Source organism: Congzhengia sp. (genome assembly GCF_037235575.1).
GTDB lineage: Bacteria > Bacillota > Clostridia > UBA1381 > UBA9506 > Congzhengia > Congzhengia minquanensis.
On sequence record NZ_JAXUNN010000011.1, the window covers coordinates 1 to 19,176 of the forward strand.

The window sequence follows — 19,176 nt, forward strand, 5'->3', positions numbered from 1 at the left end:
GGCGCTGCAAAACAGCGGAAAATTTATTCCGTGGCAGGTGGTTACCATTTCCACAGACGGAACGCGCCTTGACTAAAAGAACCGCTGGTTTGTAATTGATTTTACAAACCAGCGGTTCTTTTTTGCATCTGGTTTTGTTAAACGAAGGCGTTTATAAACCGGTTGCAAATTCGTTGATTAAATATCTGCCGTCGGGCTGCCTGAAAAGACAAATGTAGAACGATGTGCTTGTCTGCGACGGGTCGAAAACGGAATTTTCGTGAGGAGTCATATTCACCGTAACCAAAATATTGAAATCATTTGACGATTTTGCATATTCCGTTTCGTTAATATCCACATTGACAAGCTCCGCACGCTTCATACCAAACACATATCCATCTCCGAAGAATGTGTCGATACAGCTTTGCGTGCAGTATGTTTTCATTTTTTCAAAGTTTCCGCCGGCAAAAGCATCTAAAAACAATGCTGCTGTAGATTCCGGCTGTTTCATAAGCCCGTTTTCTTTTTTTGCCTCTGTGGCTGCCGCAATCTGTGCTGTTACATCAGTTCCGTTTTTTTCATAAACGTTATAGGTCAGTTTACATAATTGATTATTTTCATCCCGTATGCCAAAATATGAATACATCATATAATTCATATCGTTTAATACAACATATGTTGTGCCGCCCTTTAAAATCGGGACGTCAGACATTTCAATAGCAACACCAACAGAATAATTATCATCAGGAGGTGCTAAACGGAGCCAATTTTTGCCGATGTCCAAGCCATAATAAGCAGGTCTGTTTTCAAATACAACAGAGATTTCAATCGTCCCGTTATCCCATTTTATAGAACTGTCCTCGCTATTTAAATATCCCATTTTTTCGAACAGTTCCCGGAGCGGAACATATACCTCGCTGTTTTCAATAAACGGCTTATTGTTTAGCTCAATTTTTTCGCCCCTGTGGTTTCGAATATCAATTGTGTAATGGTCTGTTGTCAAATCCGACAGCACACCGCTGGCAAATACGGTTGTTGACAGCAAAACGGCCGCTATAAGCGCCGATAATACCGACATGATTTTACTTGTTGCTTTTTTGTTTTTAATCATTGTAAATCTCCTTTTCAATATTTTTTTACTTCCCGTCATTCCCGTGGTTAAGGGGATGTTTTTAGATTTACTTGATAATAACGAAAGAATTGTGTCTATATAACTTTTTTCCTCGTCCTGGTTCATTTGGCTCACTACGGATAAATCACAGGAAATTTCACATTCAATATTGATTTGGCGCACAACGTAGTAAACAGCTGGGTTAAACCAATGCACACATTTTACGAAATGTGCAAACCACTTATACAAAACGTCCCTTCGCTTAAAATGCGTCATTTCGTGGCGCAGTATATTGTCAAGCTGTTCCGGCGTGAGGCCTATTGACGGCAAAATCAAGGTGGGGCGGATTATCCCCATAATAAAGGGTGAAGATAGGGTTTCACACTCGCGCACAACGATTTTTTTGTTTGTATAGCGCTCGAGTTCGGGGCAGGAAATGATATCGGATTTTTTATGTATTTTTACCGTCAGCCTGGCGTATCCGGCCATGCTGATACACAGTATGAGGAACATACCTCCAAGCCATACCGCGGCAAGAATATTCGTGCCGTTATGGATGGTTTTTCCTGCATAATCGGCTATTCGCTGTGTCATTGCAATATTTGCTGCCGCTTGCGCGTTCGTCTGGCTTGGTGTGAATCCCGTCTGTGCCGGTTCGTTCCTTTGCATGGTTTGCACCTGCATCTGCTGGGGAGCTTCAGCGGCCCTGCTGATTTGGGGCACGCCAAACCGCACGGGCAGCAGCATGACACAAAGCACGGCAAGCCATATGTAATAATGCCACATATACCCGAACACTTTTTTTGTAACAGGTCGGAAAAGTGTTAAAACGCCTGTAAGCGCTGTTCCGGCAAGGGAGGTGATCAGAAGTGCTTTGAAAGTTTCCTGAAGCATCATGATTCCTCCTCATCGCCAAATATCGCCTTCAACTCCTGAATATCATCTTCCGTTAAAGCCTTTTCCTCAAAAAGAGAAGCCACCAGGTCTTTCGCCGAGCCGTCAAACACAGTTTTGACAAGATTTTTCACCTGTGCCTTTTTGTATGCAACTGCGGATATCAGAGGGGTGTAATAAAGCGATTTGCCGCGTTTTTCGCTTGCAAGCGCACCTTTTTCTACGAGCCGTACCAAAAATGTTGCAATGGTTGTACGTTTCCAGCCGTGATGTTCTACCGCTTTTCCAATTTCCGATGAACCAATGGGTTTTTTTGCTTTCCACACAACTTTCATTATTTCAAGCTCTGCTTCGCCAATGTTAATATTTTCTGTCGACATGAAAATACCTCCATATATGTTATTCTACCGCCGTAGACAATAATAGTCTACCACAGTAGACGTTGGTTGTCAATACTTTTTTTCTATGAAGGCGTCACTTTTTTTGTTGCCTAAATTCCGTTTTTGTGCTATACTGAAATTGAGCAAATACTAATGGGGGATTGGAAAAAAACATGTACACCATTCGGAAAATGACGCAATCTTATGCAAAGGACTATTTAAACTGGCACTATCCTGCGCCCTATGAATTTTACAACATACCCAAAGAGTATCACGAGGCGGAACTTAAGGCGATTATGGCCCCGTCTGCACACTGGTTTTGCGTGGAAAAGTCTGGCAGTGAAATGGTTGGGTTCTATCAATATACACCGCTGAAAAACGGCGCTGTTGAAATTGGGCTGGGGCTTAAGCCCGACTATACGGGAAAGGGCTATGGCTTAAAATTTGTCCGCGGCTGTGTGCAGTTTGGCAGACAGCAGTTTGGCGGCGAAAGCGCTACCTTTCTTCTTCGCGTGGCGGAATTTAACAAAAGGGCAATTAAAACCTATCGCAGGGCGGGCTTTCAAGACTGCGGCCGCGCTCAGGCCATGACACGGACAATGGCATGGGCTCAGGAACCAGCAAAGCCGGTTTCGTTCCTTTGCATGAAATTATCAGCTTAACGTTTTTGGAGGCGATTTAAAATGAAACGTTTCTTATCTGTCATCATGGCTTGCAGTTTTGTTTTCAGCTTTGCCGGCATCACCGCTCAGGCGGACATAGTGGGCGAGGTGATTGCTACCGACATAACGGCATATATTGACGAACAGCCCATTTCATCCTACAACATCAACGACTACACCTATGTAATTGCGGAAGATTTGCGGGATTATGGCTTTGCAGTGAAGTGGAGTGAGGCGGCCCGGGAGCTTCGCATTTATCGTAAGACGGACTATCCCAAATGGTTTTTGAGCGCTGAAAAGCTGAACGTGAAAAAGAGCGACGTTAACCGCGGCGCCCATGCATTCGACGTTTATTCCACCAACATTGTGACCTATTTAGAGGACGAACCGATAACTGCTTTTAATGTTGACGGGCAGACGCTCATTCAAATTGACGAGCTAACCCGATATGGATATTTTAGCTATGACGATGAACGCCGGGAAGTGAAAATTAACATGGCGGCTTTCTATGCTGACCAGCTTTACGACATGTCTGCAAAGGAAACGCTCTTGTTGCCCTGCGACAAGATTGAGGGCACCATTACCTATTCGGGCGACGTGAAAGACGGCAAGCCAAACGGCTATGGCCGGGTAACGGAAGAGTATGAATTCACCAATGGGCTGGCGTCAACAGACCGGTATGTTTACACAGCAAAATTTGTTGACGGTGTTCCGGACGGCCCGCTATTCTATTTCGGAACGCACATACCCCACAACGGCTCAGACAGAAGGGTGCGGGACTATTATAAAATTGAACATTACAAAGACGGGGTATTAGACGGATATTTCCTCTCTGTAACACAGTATGACGATGGCTACAGCACCCGGACGGAGGCTGTTTATGAAAACGGCGCCCAAATTTTTTCCCGTGTGACGGAGACCGACGACACTTACCGCTATGGCTACAAGGTTGTAAGCGAGGGATATTTGGACGCGCTGGGAAATATTATTGATTATAAACCGATCGAAGCGGGGAAAATTGTTGCGGTAAGCGCAGGATATTCCGGCGGTTATGCAATTGACGAAAACGGCGTGCTGTTTGGCTTTGGTGAAACGGTGCGCGGCACGAAAACTGTCCCGGTGAAGTTAGACGAAACTGTGTCCTTTGCCGCAGGGGATAGTGCTGGACTTTCTTCGGTGATTGACCGCGAAGGGAATCTGTATTACCTTTACGACAAATTGGTGACTTACAATAACACAGATGTGCCTGTGGCGGCGGAAAATGTGAAAGCCGCTTCGGACAATTTTTTCTTAACAAGCGACGGCAATTTATATGAAAAGCCTACGGACTATAACTGGACGTGGTATGACCAGCCGAAGCTGATAGACAGCGGCGTTTCGTCTTTTTCGGCCAGAGGGCAGATGGTTTTGTATTTAAAAGACAACAGCGTTTATTACGGCCGGGTGGAACGGCCGGGAGTGAGCTGGAACGACGGGCTGACCATTCCCACGCCGGTGAAGGTGTTTGAAAACGCAAAATCGGCAAGCTTAGGCAGCCGCTTTTTGGTGGTGGATGAAAACAACACGCTTTGGGGCTGGTCTTCACAGCTTTACGGAACGCCTTACGAAGGGCAAGATGATGACATTTTCTCCACATTCGCGCCAATTCAAATTGCAGATGACGTGGCGTTTGCCGACAGCGGCACGGGCTTTTTGGCCTATGTGAAAACAGACGGATCCCTTTGGGTTATGCCGGATGTGACAGAACCGGAGGGTGAAATGCTGTTTGACTTAAAAGAACCAGTAAAGCTTTCAGAGAATGTGAAAACCATATCCTGCGGGGGGAGCTTTCTGCTGTTTGCAACTAATGACGGCAGGCTTTTCTCCTGGGGCAAAAACAGCGGCGGACGGCTCGGAAACGGCAGCAGAGAAGACGCGACAGAGCCATTCTTCATTCAAAATTTTTATGCGTTCCGGTAACGTTTCGAAGATGCCGCAATTTTGCGGCATCTTTGTTTTTATTTGATACGAGGTGGGTTTTAAATGAAAATCCTGATTTTAAGCTGCCGCACCGGAGAGGGGCACAACAGTGCGGCAAAGGCGGTGAAAGAGGCACTTGACGACTTCGGCGCGGAGTGCGAGCTGGTAGACGCCCTGACCTTCAGCGGCAGAAGGCCGAATGAAATTGTCACCAATTCATATAACCGCATGATTGTGAAAGCTCCGAACATGTTTGGTCTGATTTATAAAGCTGGAGATTTATACAGCTCCACCAAGCTTGCCTCCCCGGTGTATTGGGCAAACTCTCTTTATGCGGAGCGGCTTAGAGCCTACATTGAAAACGGCGGCTTTACTGCCGTGGTGTGTTCCCATCTGTTTCCCATGGAGACGCTGACGTGGCTGAAGCGCAGAGGGGAGATAACCCAAAAGTGTTACGGAATTTTGACGGATTACACCTGCATTCCGTTTTTCCACGAAACGGACTTAGACGCCTATTTCATTCCCCACACCGAGGTGACAGAGGAATGTTTGGAAAAAGGAATGGCGGGGGAGAAGCTGCTGACCACGGGAATTCCCGTGATGAAGACGTTTTCAAACCGCGTGGAAAAGCAAACGGCAAGGGAGAAGCTTTCCATTCCGGCGGGGTGCAAGCTGTTTTTGATTATGACCGGCGGAATTGGCTGCGGCAGGGTGTTCGATTTTTGTGACGGTATTCTTGCAAAAAGCGGGAAGGATGTTTGCGTAATTGTGCTTTCGGGCAGAAACGAACAGCTAAAAGCCGGGCTTAACAGCCGCTATGGGCTGGACAACAGGGTACGCGCCGTGTCCTTTACCACTGAGGTGGCCCTTTACATGAACGCAGCGGACGTTTTGCTAACCAAACCCGGCGGTATTTCCACTACAGAGGCGGCGGTGGCAAACGTGCCGCTGTGCCACACCATGCCCATTCCCGGCTGTGAAACAAAAAACGCCGCCCTGTTTGAGAAAAAGGGAATGTCGGTGCGGGCAAATTCCCCCCAGGAGGCGGTCGAAAAAGCCCTTGGGCTGATGGAAGACAACACATTGAGAGAGAGGATATGCAAAATGCAGAGAGAGCAGATAAACCCCAATGCGTCCCGCGACATTGCTGCATATATTTTAAACCAATGAGCACGGCAGAAACGGCGCGGTGGGTGCTGAATATTTTATTTGGATATTTTTTGGGCGGTGTTTTGTTTAGCTGGCACATTCCCAAGCTCTTAAAAAACGTTGACATTTGTGATTTGAGCGATGACCACAACCCAGGCACCACCAACGCCATGATTTTTGCGGGCAGGCGGGTTGCGTCTTTGTGCCTTTTTTGCGATTTGCTGAAAGGGTTTTTGCCTGTATTTTTTGCGGTTCGGTGGTTAAACACAGAAAGCTGGTTGTTTGCCGTTGTGATGGCGGCGCCGGTTTTGGGTCACGCCACCGCTCCGTTTTATAAATTATCCGGCGGGAAGAGCATTGCGGTTTCGTTCGGTGTTCTGCTGGCCTTGTTTCCCGCGTCCTTTTCTGTTGTAATTTTGGCGTTTTTTTATATTTTGTTTTCTACCGCCATTAAAATTACACCGGTGCGGGTGAGAAGCATTTTAACCTTTGCGGTTTCCGGCGCGGTTTCCCTCGCTGTATGTCTGTGGCAGGGACTGTTTGCCATGGGGCTGGGCTGTGCGGTAATTTCAGGTATTGTAATTGTAAAGCATTTAAAACGGTTTTCCGCGGAAACGGATTTGTCGCGGGAAAATGCCATGTAAAGAAAAAGCCCCTGCCGGAATTTTTTCCGGCAGGGGCTTTTTTTATTTTTACTGTGCGATAAAGACCTGCGTCCAATAGTGTTTATATCCGGTAGTGCTGTTAAAGTAACCTACGCCGATTTCTTTTAAATCGGGGTTTAAAATGTTGGCTTTATGGCCCTCTGAGTTCATCCAGCCCTGCATAACGCTTTGGGGCGTGGCCTGTCCTGCCGCAATGTTTTCTGCTGCCCTTCTGTACGAAATGCCGGCGTTTTTAATCCTGTCGAAAGGAGAAAGCCCGTCGGGATTGGTGTGGGACATAAAGTTTCGAACGCTCATGTCCTTGCTGTGGGCCCGGGCTACGTTTGCCAGGTCGCTGTTCCAGGAAAGGGGCGCAAGGCCCGCTTTTTGCCGCTCCTGGTTCACTAGAGCAAGCACCTGCTGTTCAAAATCATTTTCCTCGGGAGAGGGGGTATCGCCGGGCGTATTTTCCGGCGTATCCGGCGTGCTGGGCGTTTCTGTATCCGGCGCGTTGGGAACATTCCCTGCGGTCGTTACATACACAGTTTGTGAAGACGCCTCCCACGTTACCGCTGCGCCAAAAGATTCGCTGATGGCCCTTAATGGCACCAACGTTCTGTCGCCGACAATTTTTGGCGCGGCGTCTAAATATATCAGTTCTCCGTTTTGGAGCATCCAATTTGAATTGATTTGCAGTCTGATGGACATATCGTCTTTCTTTGCGATTACCACTGAATCTTTTTCGCGCCATTGGACGTCGGCGCCAAGCTCTTCAAAGATTTTCCGCACGGGGACAAGTGTTCTGTCATTTTCAATGATTGGGTTTTGGTCAAAACGAAGCTGTTTTCCGTCCAGAAGGACGGTAATATCCCCGGCCAGTGCGGTTAAGCTTATCATCATGAAGCACACGGCCAGCATAGTGGATATGATTTTTTTCATGTTTATCACCCTTTCGTTCATATAGTAACATGGATATACGGCAAAATGCAACCCACAAATTCTGGAAAGGTTTTATATAGCAATTGCGGTCCGGACCGCCGTATTGGGATATGATAAAGTTTGCCAGTTTGGTGTTGGTTGTTTTAATGTTTATCGGAAACTGTAGTTTTTTTTCATATTGCCACATATCGTAACCTCCTTAATTTTCCCACGGCCAGGGACCGTGAACCCATTCCCAGCAATCCTCCGACAGATTGTCGGCAGGCGTTAACGGGCCGAAGTTTTCGTTGTAAACAGCCTTTAGCTCGCGGGATTTGTCTGCGTATTTATGATAGAGTGCCAGAGCCTTTTTGTCGTTCGGGTGCGTGTCTAAAAATAACACCATTTCGTTGAGCGCAAAGTCGATTTCCATAATTTTGCGCATAAGAGCATCGCGGTTTCTTAAATTCATGTTGTTGTTCATGTTCATCTGCACCGCTCTCCTTTCTGCTCCCGGCAGGGGCATTTGCCATATACGTTAAAGGGCAGATAGAGTTCGGGGAAAAGTGTGCCGCGCATAAGCGCTTCTTCCGGCTCAAACACCCGGGTAAGTTCCTGACGCGGAACAAAGGCGTAGCCGACACACGGTCTTTCGATTTCGTTCATGAAAACCCATCCTTTCAAATAAAAAAATTGTTGCCTCAATTTTAATATATGAGCCGTTTACAAGAAATGCTACTGAAATCGACATATTTTGTGCCGCTTTTTCCTGTCGGTTTTTCAATTTGTAATATAAATGAAATTGAAAACAAACGTGCTTTGTGTTAAAATATATAATAAGAGTATTATAATGGAGGTCTTATACTTGGACTACATAAGAAACAGCGTTTATCCATTTTTTAAAACCATTCAGCTGTCCGATATTGTAGATATTTTAATCGTAGCAATCATCATTTACAATATCATTAAGCACTTTAGAAAGACCAGGGCGGCGCAGCTGTTAAAGGGCATTGCAATTATTTTTGGTATTACATATATCTCGGAATGGCTGCACTTAAATGTAATCAGTTTTATTTTGGAAAATATTATGCAAATGGGGTTTATTGCGCTGATTATTATTTTTCAGCCCGAGCTTCGGCGGGGATTGGAGCACATGGGCCGCAGCAAGTTTGGTAAATGGTTTTCTGTTGAAAAAGAGGACGTGACCGACGTTGCCGGAGAAGTTTGCAAAGCGGCGGAAAATTTGGCGGAGTCCCACACTGGGGCGCTGGTTGTGTTTGAGCGGGAAACCATTTTAGACGATTTGCTCACTGGCGGCACGGTGATTGGCGCCAAGGTTACCAGCGAGCTTTTGGAAAATATTTTTGTGCCCAACACGCCGCTGCACGACGGCGCGGTAATTATCCGGGACGATAAAATTCAAAAGGCCTCCTGCGTTTTGCCGCTGTCCGCCAACAAAGACCTTTCCAATGAACTGGGCACCAGGCACAGGGCGGCGCTGGGCATTTCGGAGCAGGCGGACTGTGTTTGCCTTGTGGTGTCGGAGGAAACCGGGAAAATTTCCGTCATGCTAAACGGCAACATGATGCGGAATCTGTCTGTGAATTCGCTGTATAAGCTGCTGAATAAGGTGCTGGCACCGAAAGATGACGTAAGCACCAACGTGAAGAAAAACATTGACCATTTAAAATCGCAGAAACGGAGTCGGAAGAAAAAGGACGAAAAATCGGAAATACAGGATAAAAGCAAAGAGTGAAAATGCCGGAAAGATTGGAGCAGATAGAATGAAAAATGATATTTCAACAAAAATTGTTTCGCTTCTCTTTGCCATCATTATGTGGTTTTATATCATACAGGTACAAAGTCCGGAGGTGGAAAAAACCGTGAAGGACGTGCCGGTTTTGTTCACCCAGAAGACGGAGTTAGACAGCCGGAACCTGATGCTGATTAACGACAAGGAATATACGGTGGATTTAAAGGTGCGCGGGCAAAGAAAATATTTGGTGGACTTAAATAAGTCGAACCTGTCTGTTTTGGCAGACGTGAGCAACATTGAGGGCACGGGCACCCACACGGTTTACACCAGCGTGGTAATTCCCTACGGCAACGTAGAGGTAATGAATCAGGACCCCTCCATCATCACGGTTACAGTAGACGAGGTGATTGAAGAAGAGAAGGATATTTACGTTCACACAAACGGGGAACCAGCGGAAGGCTATAAGGTAGGTTCGATAAAAACCACCCCGGCAAAAATGAAAATCCGCGGCGCAAAATCCATTGTGGGCAGTATAGACCACGTTTCGGCAACGGTGGATGTTTCAGGCAAAAGCGAGGACATTTCAAGTGTGGAGCACTTTGAACTGATTGGCTCGACTGACACGGTGATCACCAGCACATATGTGACGACGGCCCAGGACACCGTTGACGTTCACTGCGAAATTTTGAAGAAGAAAACATTAAACATTGAGCCGAAGTTTGAAGATGGGTTAAACAACGATGACGAGTGGTATACTTTAGACGATAACTCGTTAAAATCCATTGAGGTTGCAGGCGCCGCATCGGTGATTGACAGCTTAGACAAGGCGGAAACCCAAACCATAACCCGGCAGATGATCGGCGACGACGAAGAGGTGGAAGTGGAGCTTACCCTCCCCACTGGCGTAGAATCGTTAGACGGAAACAAGGTTACGCTGAAGCTGAAAAAGAACACTCGATAGTTTGTAAATGGTGCACAAAAATAGTGTGTTATTTTTGGTATTTTTGTCTAATAAAAGAATTGAAAATAGGAGTGAATCATGGTATTATATAACCATACCACAAACACATAACTTTTTTCATTTTCTCTCCTTATATATTTTAAGGAAACTAAAGAAGCTGCGCAGCAATGCGCGGCTTTTTTAGCGTGCGGATTTTTTTCTTTACCATTTCCCAAATATATGATATAATAAGATATAATAACGGTATACTATGTTGTTTCGGAGGTTTTTTGTTTGGACAGCCGGTTTTTAAGAAACGAAATGTTAATTGGAGAAGAGGGGCTTAAGAAGCTTGCCGGTGCGTCGGTCGTTGTGTTCGGCGTTGGCGGCGTAGGCAGCAGCGCGATAGAGGGTCTGGCGCGGAGCGGCGTTGGAGCAATTACGCTTGTGGACAGCGACAGCGTGGACATAACCAATTTAAACCGTCAGCTTCACGCCGTGAGCGAAACGGTGGGGGAGAGCAAAGTAAAGGCCATGGCGGAACGGATTTTGTCCATTAACCCTAAGGCAAAGATTACGCAAATGAACCTGTTTTATCTGCCGGAAACCGCAGACGAAATTGACCTTGCTGGGTTTGACTATATTGTAGACGCGGTAGATACGGTCAGTGCAAAAATAGAACTGGCTGTGCAGGCGCAAAAACTGTCTGTTCCCATCATCAGCTGTATGGGGACGGGGAACAAACTGCATCCGGAGCTTTTGCGCGTGACCGATATTTATAAGACAAAGATGTGCCCCCTGTGCCGCGTGATGAGACGGGAGCTTTCAAAGCGGGGCGTTTCACGGCTTAAGGTGGTCTATTCAGAGGAACCCCCTCTTGTTCCCTCTTTCCAGCCGGAGGGCGGGAGTAAGCGGAGCGTTCCGGGCAGCATGCCCTTTGTGCCGCCTGCCGCAGGATTTTTAATCGCGTCACAGGTAGTTTTAGATATATTAGCAATGTAACATCGGAGGAAAACAATGAAAAAGAACTATTTCACAGACCAAAACGTTGTAAACATATTGGAAAATAACTTTATGCCCTACGCCATGAGCGTGATTATATCCCGGGCCATTCCGGAAATTGACGGGTTTAAGCCCTCCCACAGAAAACTGCTTTACACCATGTATAAAATGGGGCTGCTCACAGGGGAAAAAACCAAGTCGGCCAATGTGGTGGGACAAACCATGAAATTAAATCCCCACGGCGACATGGCGATTTATGAAACCCTGGTGCGCCTGACCAGGGACAACGGCGCGCTGCTGTATCCTTTTGTAGATTCAAAAGGAAATTTTGGAATGCACCAATCACGGGACATGGCGTTTGCCGCGGCGCGATATACCAACGTGAAATTAGATCCCATCTGTGAAGAACTGTTCCGCGACATTGACAAGGACACGGTGGACTTTGTGGACAACTATGACGGGCTTTTAAAAGAGCCGACTCTGCTTCCCACAGCGTTTCCCAACATTTTAGTCAACGCCAATCAGGGCATTGCGGTGGGCATGGCGTCGAACATTTGCAGCTTTAACTTAACCGAGGTGTGCGACGCGGAAATTGCATTTTTGAAAAACGAAAAGGCCGATTTAATGGCGCACCTGCAGGCGCCGGACTTTTCAACCGGCGGCCAGCTGATTTATAAAGAGGCAGACCTGAAAAATATTTATGAAACCGGCCGTGGCAGCGTTCGGGTGCGTGCGGTTTATCAGTTCGACAAGAAAAACAACTGCATTGAAATTACCGAATTGCCATATACCACCACCATTGAGGCGGTGATTGATAAAATTATTGATTTGGTGAAGCAGGGCAAGGCAAGGGAGATTGCCGACATCCGCGACGAAACGGACAAGGCGGGTCTGAAAATTACCATTGATTTAAAGCGCGGCACCGACGCGGACAAGCTTATGGCAAAGCTGTTTAAAATGACGCCGCTGGAAGACACGTTCTCATGTAACTTTAACGTGCTGATTAACGGATCGCCGCGGGTGATGGGTGTTCGCGAACTTCTTTCTGAGTGGACGGCGTTCCGCCTAAGCTGCGTGAAACGAAGCCTGAGCTTTGATTTGGACAAAAAGAACCACCGTCTGCATCTTCTGCTGGGACTTGAAAAAATTTTGGTGGATATTGACAAGGCAATTGCCATTATTCGGAACACCGAGGAGGAGTCCCAGGTTGTTCCCAACTTGATGGAGGGCTTTTCTATCGACATGATTCAGGCGGAGTTTATAGCGGAAATTAAACTGCGCCATTTAAATAAAGAATATATTTTAAAGCGCCTGGCGGATATTAAAGACCTAAAGGCGGAAATCAGCAACATCAGCAAAACCCTTTCCTCCGATTTGGCGGTGAAAAAGCTGATTATAAAAGAACTGACCGAAATTTCGAAAAAATATGGAAAGCCAAGAAAAACGCAGATTATAGCGGAGGATGACATTGAAGAGGTGCAGGAGGAGCACTTTATTGAAGACTATAACCTGAGAATGTATTTAACAGAACAAAACTATTTAAAAAAGGTGTCTTTGGTGTCTCTTAGGGCCAGCAACGCCCACAAGCTGAAAGAAGACGACAAATTTATTTGTGAATATGAGTGCTCGAATTTAGACGAAGCGCTGTTTTTCAGCGACAAGGCCAACGTGTATAAAATGCGCATTTGCGACCTGCCGGACTGCAAGGCCAGCGCTCTAGGCGAATATTTGCCCAACATTTTGGGACTAAGCGACGAGCGGATTTTATACATGGCGGTGACGAAAGACTACAGCGGATTTATGATGTTTGCCTTTCAGAACGGCAAAATTGCAAAGGTGCCGCTGAAAAGCTATGAGACCAAAACCAACCGGAAAAAGCTTGCCAACGCCTTTTATGAAAAGTCCCCTGTGGCAGATATGCGGTTTTTGGCTGGTGACACAGAGCTTGTGGCGTTTTCCAGCATCAACAAGGTGTTGATATTCGACACCGCAAAAATTGCGCCCAAGGCCACCAGAAATTCCCAGGGTGTGCAGGTGCTTACGCCCAATAAGGGCAGCGTGCTGGCAAAAATCTGTACGTTGGACGAGGTGGCATTTAAAGATTTTGAATATTACAGAACGAAAAATATTCCCGCCCGGGGCTCATACTTGAAAGAGGAAGACCTGGCAGGGGAGCAGATTACCTTAATTTAACCACTGTGAGGGCTGTCGCATGAAAGAAACCATTTACACCATTCCGCTGTCGGAAAGCTTAGAGCAGGACAGCGAATGCCCATTTTGTTATTTAGAAAATAAGTTGGAGTCAGAACAGATTGATTATTGCCTGGGCCCGGCCATGATGGAGCCGGACCACCGGATTTTGTCCAACACAAAGGGCTACTGCCGCCGGCATATGGATCAGCTTGCCGGCGCTAAGCGGGCCTTGCCCTTTGCCCTGGTGCTGGACACGCGGATGGACGAGGTGATTCAAACGTTAGAAGACGCCCGGGGAACAAAAAAAACGGGCAAAAAGGCCGGGCTGTTTGCAAAGAAGAATCCGGGCGCAAGCCGCGTGGCACAAGCCGCGGCAGAGCTGACTGCAACATGCCTTGTGTGCGAAAGAATGGAGCACACTATGTCGAAATTTTTCTATACGTTTTGGTACCTTTACGGCAAGGAGCCGGATTTCCGCAAGAAAGTGCTTTCCGGCAAGGGATTTTGCCTGCACCATTTTAAAGAGGTTTTAAACGCTTCTGAAAAGCACGCAGGCAGCCGGCGGGAGGAATTTTTAGAGGAGCTGACAAGCCTGGAACTTGAAAATTTAAAGCGGAACAAACAAGAGGTTCATGGGTTTGTGAAGCAGTTTGACTATCGAAGCGACAAAGAAAACTGGAACGGGCCGAAAGACGCACACCTAATTTGCGCAGGCAAGCTTTCAAAGTTTTAAATAAAGAGGAATGCCGCATGAAAAAAATTATTGGGCTAACAGGCCCCAGCGGTGCGGGGAAAAGTACGGTGTCCAATGCATTTTACACGTTGGGCGCACACGTTATTGACGCAGACAGGGTTGCGCGTTTTGTGGTGGAAAAGGGAAAACCCGCGCTTTTTGAAATTGAAACTACCTTTGGCGAACAGGTGATTTTGCCTGGGGGGGAATTAAACCGCCCCGCCCTGGCAGAAATTGTGTTTCGTTCTCCGGAAGCGTTACATAAATTGAACCTGATTACGCATAAATATATTATTGAGGAAATTCAGAAGGAAATTGAAGATGCACAGGAACCGTGTGTGGTAATCGACGCGGCGGTGCTGTTTGAAAGCGGCTTAAATGAGCTTTGTCACAGCGTGGTGTGTGTTACCGCAGAGCGCGGTTTGCGCCTGAAACGGATTATGGCCCGTGACGGACTGACTATCCGGCAGGCGCAGGACAGGATTAACGCCCAAAACGGCGATGATTTTTATGTTTCCCGCAGTGATTTTCATATTGAAAACAACGGCAGCAGCGATGCGCTTTTGGCGCAGGCTGAACATATTTTTAAGGGAGTGTGCTGTGAATAAATTCATAAAATTTGTGATTGTGCTGCTGGGCCTTGCGGTGCTGTACCTGCTGGCGGGGACAATTGCAAAAATGGAATATCCCGTAAAACACGAGGTGCTGGTTTCAAAATATGCGCAAGAATATGGACTTTCAGAGAACTTTGTCTACGCCGTGATGAAAGCGGAAAGCAATTTTAACCATGAGGCAAAGTCGGGCAAAAATGCCTCCGGCCTTATGCAGATTATGGAACCCACAGGAGAGTGGATTGCAGAAAAGCTGGGCATGAAGGACTTTTCCAAAGAACAGCTGTTAACTCCCGAAACCAACATTGAAATGGGCTGTTTTTACCTCTCCTATCTGCTGGATATGTACGGCGGGGATAAAAAGCGCGCCCTGGCGGCCTATAACGCCGGCCACGCCAATGTGGATTCCTGGCTGCTGAACAAAAAATATTCCAAAGACGGCGTAGGGCTCGACGTCATTCCATACCCGGAAACGGAAAAGTATGTGAATTTGGTACTGAAAAACGAAAAGATTTATAATTATCTCTACAAAAAATAGACACAGCCCCAACTGCGGGCCAGGCGGGGCAAAATAAGGGACAAACAAAATGAAATATGCAAAATACATCATAGCGGTTTTGGCCCTATTCCTTGCGCTTTCCGCCTTTTCCTTTGCGCCGGAAAGCCACACGGAATCGGACTTTCTGCTGGATACATATGTTTCAATCACAGTTTACGGCAGGCATGGCGAAAAAGCTGCAAAGGCGGCCCTTGCCCGTGTGCGCGAGCTGGACAGGCTGCTGAGCGCCTTTTACCCGGAAAGCGATGTTGCAAAGATTAACCGCGCCGGGGCAAACACGCCCACGGCGGTGTCGGAGGAGTGCTTTCATTTGCTTTTGCGGGCGCTTTCCCTTTGCAAACAGTCCGACGGCGCGTTCGACGTCACCATAAAACCGGTAATGGACTTGTGGGGCTTTGGTTCAGACAACCAAAGGATACCGGCCCAAAACGAGCTCAGTGCTGCGCTTGACAAGGTGGACTTTCGGTTTGTTTCGCTTAACAGCGCAGACAAAACCGTCACCTTATTAAAAGAGGGCATGGCAATTGACCTGGGCGGCGTGGCAAAAGGATACTGCGCAGACGAAGCCGCAGAGGTTTTAAAAAATGAGGGCGCAGAAAATTTTTATCTGGATTTCGGCGGCAACGTGATAACAAAAGGCGAAATTCCCTTAGGACTTTCAGAACGGTTAAAGCGCCGCGCCAAAACCCGGCCGTTTGTGGTGGGAATTCAAGATCCAAAGGGAACCAGGGGCAACATTTTTGAAACAATTACCACAGAACAAGCACAGACTGCCATTGTCACCTCTGGGGGCTATGAGCGTTATTTTGAAGAAAATGGGGTAAACTATCACCACATCCTAAGCCCCGCCACGGGCAAACAGCCGCAAAACGGCGTTTTGAGCGTAACGGTGGTTGGCTCGCAGTCGGAAACCGCCGACGCGCTTTCCACCGCATTGTTTGTGCTGGGGCCCGGCGGCTGTGAAAAATTTGAAGGGTTATTTGATGAAGTGCTGTTCGTTATGGACACAGGAGAAGTGAAAAAAATTTACCCGCGAGGAGAAAAATAAATGGAAAAGCTTTTGATATTGGACGCAAACAGCATTGTAAACCGGGCGTTCTACGCGGTCCGGCTCCTTACTACGAAAGAGGGGGCGCACACCAACGCAATTTTTGGATTTTTAAATATTTTGTTTAAATATATGGACGAAATCAGACCCGACTACATTGCAGCAGCTTTTGACCTGCCGCAGCCCACGTTCCGCCACGAGATGTATGACGGGTATAAGGCCACGCGGCACAAAATGCCCGACGAGCTGGCGGAACAAATTCCTGTGCTAAAAGAAGTTTTATCCGCAATGAACATAAAAATTTACGAAAAGCCGGGTTTTGAGGCAGACGACGTTATCGGCACTGCCGCCCGGGTTTGCATAGAGGAAAATGTGTGCTGCTGTGTGCTCACAGGCGACCGGGACGATTTGCAGCTTGCCTCGCAAAACGTGCTCATTCACTTGGTTACCACTCGCATGGGGAATACCTCCACCGAGGTGTTTGACGACAAAAAGGTGCAGGAGAAATATGGCGTTACCCCCGAGGAGTTCATCGATTTAAAGGCCATTATGGGCGATTCCTCCGACAACATCCCCGGCGTGCGGGGCATTGGTGAAAAGGGTGCAACGGCGCTGATTCAGGCGTTTCATTCCGTAGACGGGATATATGAAAATTTAGACAGCGACAAAATTACAAACGCAATCCGCAAAAAGCTGGAGGCGGGGAAAAGCGATGCATATATGAGCAAAACCCTCGCTACCATTGACCGGAACGTGCCGATTGATATTGTTATTTCCGAAACCAAGGTTGCGCCGTATGACACAGGCGCGTTGTTTGACTTGTTCACGCGGCTGGAGTTTCGCTCATTCATTAAAAAGCTGGAGCTGACGCCGGAAAAAGACGCGCCGGAAACCGAAGCAGACATATTTGAAAATGCCGCGTTTGAGTTGGTTGCAGACAAAAACAGATTGAAAGAACTGTTAAATCAGGACAATATTTGCTTTCTGCCGGACAGGATTGAGGGCAAAATTGCCTTTTGCACCGACAAACAGCATGGGTTCAGCGCAGACATTGCGGGAAATGAAGACATTTGGAAGGCGTTTTTGGAATCGCCGCAAAAAAAGAGCACTCACGGCCTTAAGGACACGCTGGTGTTTTTTAGTAAGCTGGGAATTGACGCAAAGAATATTGATTTCGACACGGCGATTGCCGCATATTTACTGGAACCCTCCAGAAGAAGCTACGACATTGAGGGGCTGGCCACAGACTTTCTGCACATAACGCTGGAGGAAAGCGACGAGGGCGGTACCCAGCTTTCGTTGGAGAGCGCGCTTTCAGACGACGGCGACACGGCACTGATGAAAAAAGCCCTGGCGGTTCTGGCCTTAAAGGAATATGAAATAGAGCAAATGGAGCGGCAGGAGGTAAACGAACTGTTTGCCACCATAGAAATGCCGCTGGTGTATGTTTTGGCCTCAATGGAGGAAATAGGCTTCACGGTGGACCAAAAGCGTCTGACGGAGTTTGGAAAAATTCTTTCCGCGGAGCAGGACAATTTAACCCAGGAAATTTATGAGCTGGCGGGGCACGAGTTTAACATTAATTCACCCAAACAGCTTGCCACAGTGCTGTTCGACGAGCTGGGGCTGAAATCGAAAAAGAAAACCAAAAGCGGATATTCCACCAACGCCGAGGTTTTGGAAAAGCTTCGGTTTGCGCACCCCATTGTGGACAAAATTTTAGAATACCGAAAAATCAGCAAGCTAAACTCCACCTATGTGGACGGGCTGATGGCGGTGATTGATAAGAAAACGGGCAAGGTGCATTCCAGCTTTAACCAGACGGTAACCGTAACGGGGCGTATTAGCTCCACTGAGCCAAATTTGCAGAATATTCCCGTGCGCACAGAGCTGGGCCGCGAAATGCGCCGCATGTTTGTGGCCGAATCGGAAGAATATGTCTTGGTGGACGCGGACTATTCTCAAATTGAACTGCGTGTTCTGGCCCACATTGCCGGCGATGAGAACATGATTGAGGCGTTTCGCTCCGGGTTCGACATTCACGCCTCCACAGCGGCAAAGGTGTTCGGCGTAAGTCCGGACAGCGTAAGCGGCGAAATGCGCAGCGCGGCAAAGGCCATTAACTTCGGGCTGGTTTACGGCATGGGGGAATTTTCCCTGTCACAGGATTTGCACATTAGCTTAAAAGAAGCAAAAGCGTATATTGACGACTATTTGGGAAGCTATCCCAATGTGAAAAAATATATGAAAGACACCGTGGACTTTGCCAAAGAACACGGCTATGTGAAAACCATGTTCGGCAGACGGCGTGACATTCCGGAATTAAAGTCTTCCAACTATCAAACCCGCTCCTTTGGAGAGCGGGCGGCTATGAACACCCCGGTTCAGGGTACCGCGGCAGACATTATTAAGCTTGCCATGATCAACGTGAGCCGGCGGCTGAAACAGGAAAATTTGAAATCGCGGCTTATTTTGCAGGTGCACGACGAACTGATTGTGGAAGCGGAAAAAACCGAAGTCGACCAGGTCTGCCGCATTTTAACAACCGAAATGGAAAACGCCGCGTCCCTCTTGGTTCCTTTAAAGGTGGACATGCAAACGGGGCACAGCTGGTATGATACCAAATAATTTGGGGTGT

At 47.3% G+C, this 19,176-nt stretch carries 18 protein-coding genes and 2 pseudogenes; 14 read left to right on the top strand and 6 right to left on the bottom strand.

Going from position 1 to position 19,176, the window contains the following annotated elements; genetic code table 11:
* Positions 1 to 76 (top strand): annotated as a pseudogene (locus tag WIG73_RS01640) (4Fe-4S ferredoxin); the annotation flags it as partial.
* A gap of 75 nt (positions 77 to 151) precedes the next feature.
* Here WIG73_RS01640 and WIG73_RS01645 read toward each other — a convergent pair.
* Together WIG73_RS01645 and WIG73_RS01650 are read right to left on the bottom strand one after the other, a co-directional pair.
* Positions 152 to 1,984, bottom strand: a complete 1,833-nt coding sequence (locus WIG73_RS01645; protein ID WP_337399014.1) for a M56 family metallopeptidase — start codon at positions 1,982 to 1,984, stop codon at positions 152 to 154.
* A complete protein-coding gene (locus tag WIG73_RS01650) occupies positions 1,984 to 2,364 on the bottom strand; it encodes a BlaI/MecI/CopY family transcriptional regulator (protein WP_177677309.1) in 381 nt (126 codons plus the stop codon). Before WIG73_RS01650 ends, WIG73_RS01645 begins: the two co-directional genes overlap by 1 nt.
* A gap of 161 nt (positions 2,365 to 2,525) precedes the next feature.
* On the opposite strand from WIG73_RS01650, the gene WIG73_RS01655 reads away from it, so the two are divergent.
* The 4 genes from WIG73_RS01655 (at position 2,526) to WIG73_RS01670 (ending at position 6,778) form a co-directional block, all read left to right on the top strand.
* Positions 2,526 to 3,026, top strand: coding sequence for a GNAT family N-acetyltransferase (locus WIG73_RS01655; RefSeq protein ID WP_249311100.1), 501 nt, complete (start codon positions 2,526 to 2,528; stop codon positions 3,024 to 3,026).
* 21 nt (positions 3,027 to 3,047) lie between these two features.
* Positions 3,048 to 4,985, top strand: coding sequence for a hypothetical protein (locus tag WIG73_RS01660; protein WP_337399015.1), 1,938 nt, complete (start codon positions 3,048 to 3,050; stop codon positions 4,983 to 4,985).
* 63 nt (positions 4,986 to 5,048) lie between these two features.
* Positions 5,049 to 6,155, top strand: a complete 1,107-nt coding sequence (locus WIG73_RS01665) for a glycosyltransferase (protein ID WP_337399016.1) — start codon at positions 5,049 to 5,051, stop codon at positions 6,153 to 6,155.
* A 23-nt stretch (positions 6,156 to 6,178) separates the two neighbouring features.
* A complete protein-coding gene (locus WIG73_RS01670) occupies positions 6,179 to 6,778 on the top strand; it encodes a glycerol-3-phosphate acyltransferase (RefSeq protein WP_337399017.1) in 600 nt (199 codons plus the stop codon).
* A 48-nt stretch (positions 6,779 to 6,826) separates the two neighbouring features.
* On the opposite strand, the gene WIG73_RS01675 is transcribed toward WIG73_RS01670, so the two are convergent.
* The 4 genes and pseudogenes from WIG73_RS01675 to WIG73_RS01690 all read right to left on the bottom strand — a co-directional run bounded on the left by WIG73_RS01675 (position 6,827) and on the right by WIG73_RS01690 (position 8,362).
* Positions 6,827 to 7,717, bottom strand: coding sequence for a stalk domain-containing protein (locus WIG73_RS01675; RefSeq protein WP_337399018.1), 891 nt, complete (start codon positions 7,715 to 7,717; stop codon positions 6,827 to 6,829).
* Between the two features lie 88 nt (positions 7,718 to 7,805).
* A pseudogene (locus WIG73_RS01680) lies at positions 7,806 to 7,904 on the bottom strand (manganese catalase family protein); the annotation flags it as partial.
* A 12-nt stretch (positions 7,905 to 7,916) separates the two neighbouring features.
* Positions 7,917 to 8,186: a spore coat protein CotJB gene (locus WIG73_RS01685; protein ID WP_249311095.1), complete on the bottom strand. Its 270-nt coding sequence runs from the start codon at positions 8,184 to 8,186 to the stop codon at positions 7,917 to 7,919.
* On the bottom strand, positions 8,183 to 8,362 hold the full coding sequence (locus tag WIG73_RS01690) for a spore coat associated protein CotJA (protein ID WP_177677799.1): 180 nt from the start codon (positions 8,360 to 8,362) through the stop codon (positions 8,183 to 8,185). The genes WIG73_RS01685 and WIG73_RS01690 overlap by 4 nt, the downstream gene beginning before the upstream one ends.
* 199 nt (positions 8,363 to 8,561) lie before the next feature.
* Here WIG73_RS01690 and cdaA point away from each other — a divergent pair, with 199 nt between their 5' ends.
* The 9 genes from cdaA (at position 8,562) to polA (ending at position 19,166) form a co-directional block, all read left to right on the top strand.
* Positions 8,562 to 9,452 carry a diadenylate cyclase CdaA gene (gene cdaA / locus WIG73_RS01695; RefSeq protein WP_337399019.1) on the top strand — a complete coding sequence of 297 codons (891 nt, stop codon included), beginning with the start codon at positions 8,562 to 8,564 and terminating at the stop codon, positions 9,450 to 9,452.
* Positions 9,453 to 9,480: 28 nt separating this feature from the next.
* Complete coding sequence (locus WIG73_RS01700) at positions 9,481 to 10,413, top strand: CdaR family protein (RefSeq protein ID WP_177677801.1); 933 nt, start codon at positions 9,481 to 9,483, stop codon at positions 10,411 to 10,413.
* Positions 10,414 to 10,686: 273 nt separating this feature from the next.
* Positions 10,687 to 11,394, top strand: a complete 708-nt coding sequence (locus WIG73_RS01705) for a tRNA threonylcarbamoyladenosine dehydratase (protein ID WP_177677803.1) — start codon at positions 10,687 to 10,689, stop codon at positions 11,392 to 11,394.
* Positions 11,395 to 11,409: 15 nt separating this feature from the next.
* Positions 11,410 to 13,587, top strand: a complete 2,178-nt coding sequence (locus WIG73_RS01710; protein WP_337399020.1) for a DNA topoisomerase (ATP-hydrolyzing) subunit A — start codon at positions 11,410 to 11,412, stop codon at positions 13,585 to 13,587.
* Positions 13,588 to 13,606: 19 nt separating this feature from the next.
* A complete protein-coding gene (locus WIG73_RS01715; protein WP_337399022.1) occupies positions 13,607 to 14,320 on the top strand; it encodes a DUF6062 family protein in 714 nt (237 codons plus the stop codon).
* 17 nt (positions 14,321 to 14,337) lie between these two features.
* Complete coding sequence (gene coaE / locus WIG73_RS01720; RefSeq protein ID WP_337399023.1) at positions 14,338 to 14,928, top strand: dephospho-CoA kinase; 591 nt, start codon at positions 14,338 to 14,340, stop codon at positions 14,926 to 14,928.
* Complete coding sequence (locus WIG73_RS01725; RefSeq protein ID WP_337399024.1) at positions 14,921 to 15,469, top strand: lytic transglycosylase domain-containing protein; 549 nt, start codon at positions 14,921 to 14,923, stop codon at positions 15,467 to 15,469. The genes coaE and WIG73_RS01725 overlap by 8 nt, the downstream gene beginning before the upstream one ends.
* A gap of 49 nt (positions 15,470 to 15,518) precedes the next feature.
* The gene (locus WIG73_RS01730) at positions 15,519 to 16,538 is read left to right on the top strand and encodes an FAD:protein FMN transferase (protein ID WP_337399025.1); all 1,020 of its coding nucleotides are present in this window, start codon (positions 15,519 to 15,521) and stop codon (positions 16,536 to 16,538) included.
* Positions 16,539 to 19,166, top strand: coding sequence for a DNA polymerase I (polA, locus tag WIG73_RS01735; protein WP_337399026.1), 2,628 nt, complete (start codon positions 16,539 to 16,541; stop codon positions 19,164 to 19,166).
* Positions 19,167 to 19,176 lie beyond the last annotated feature (10 nt).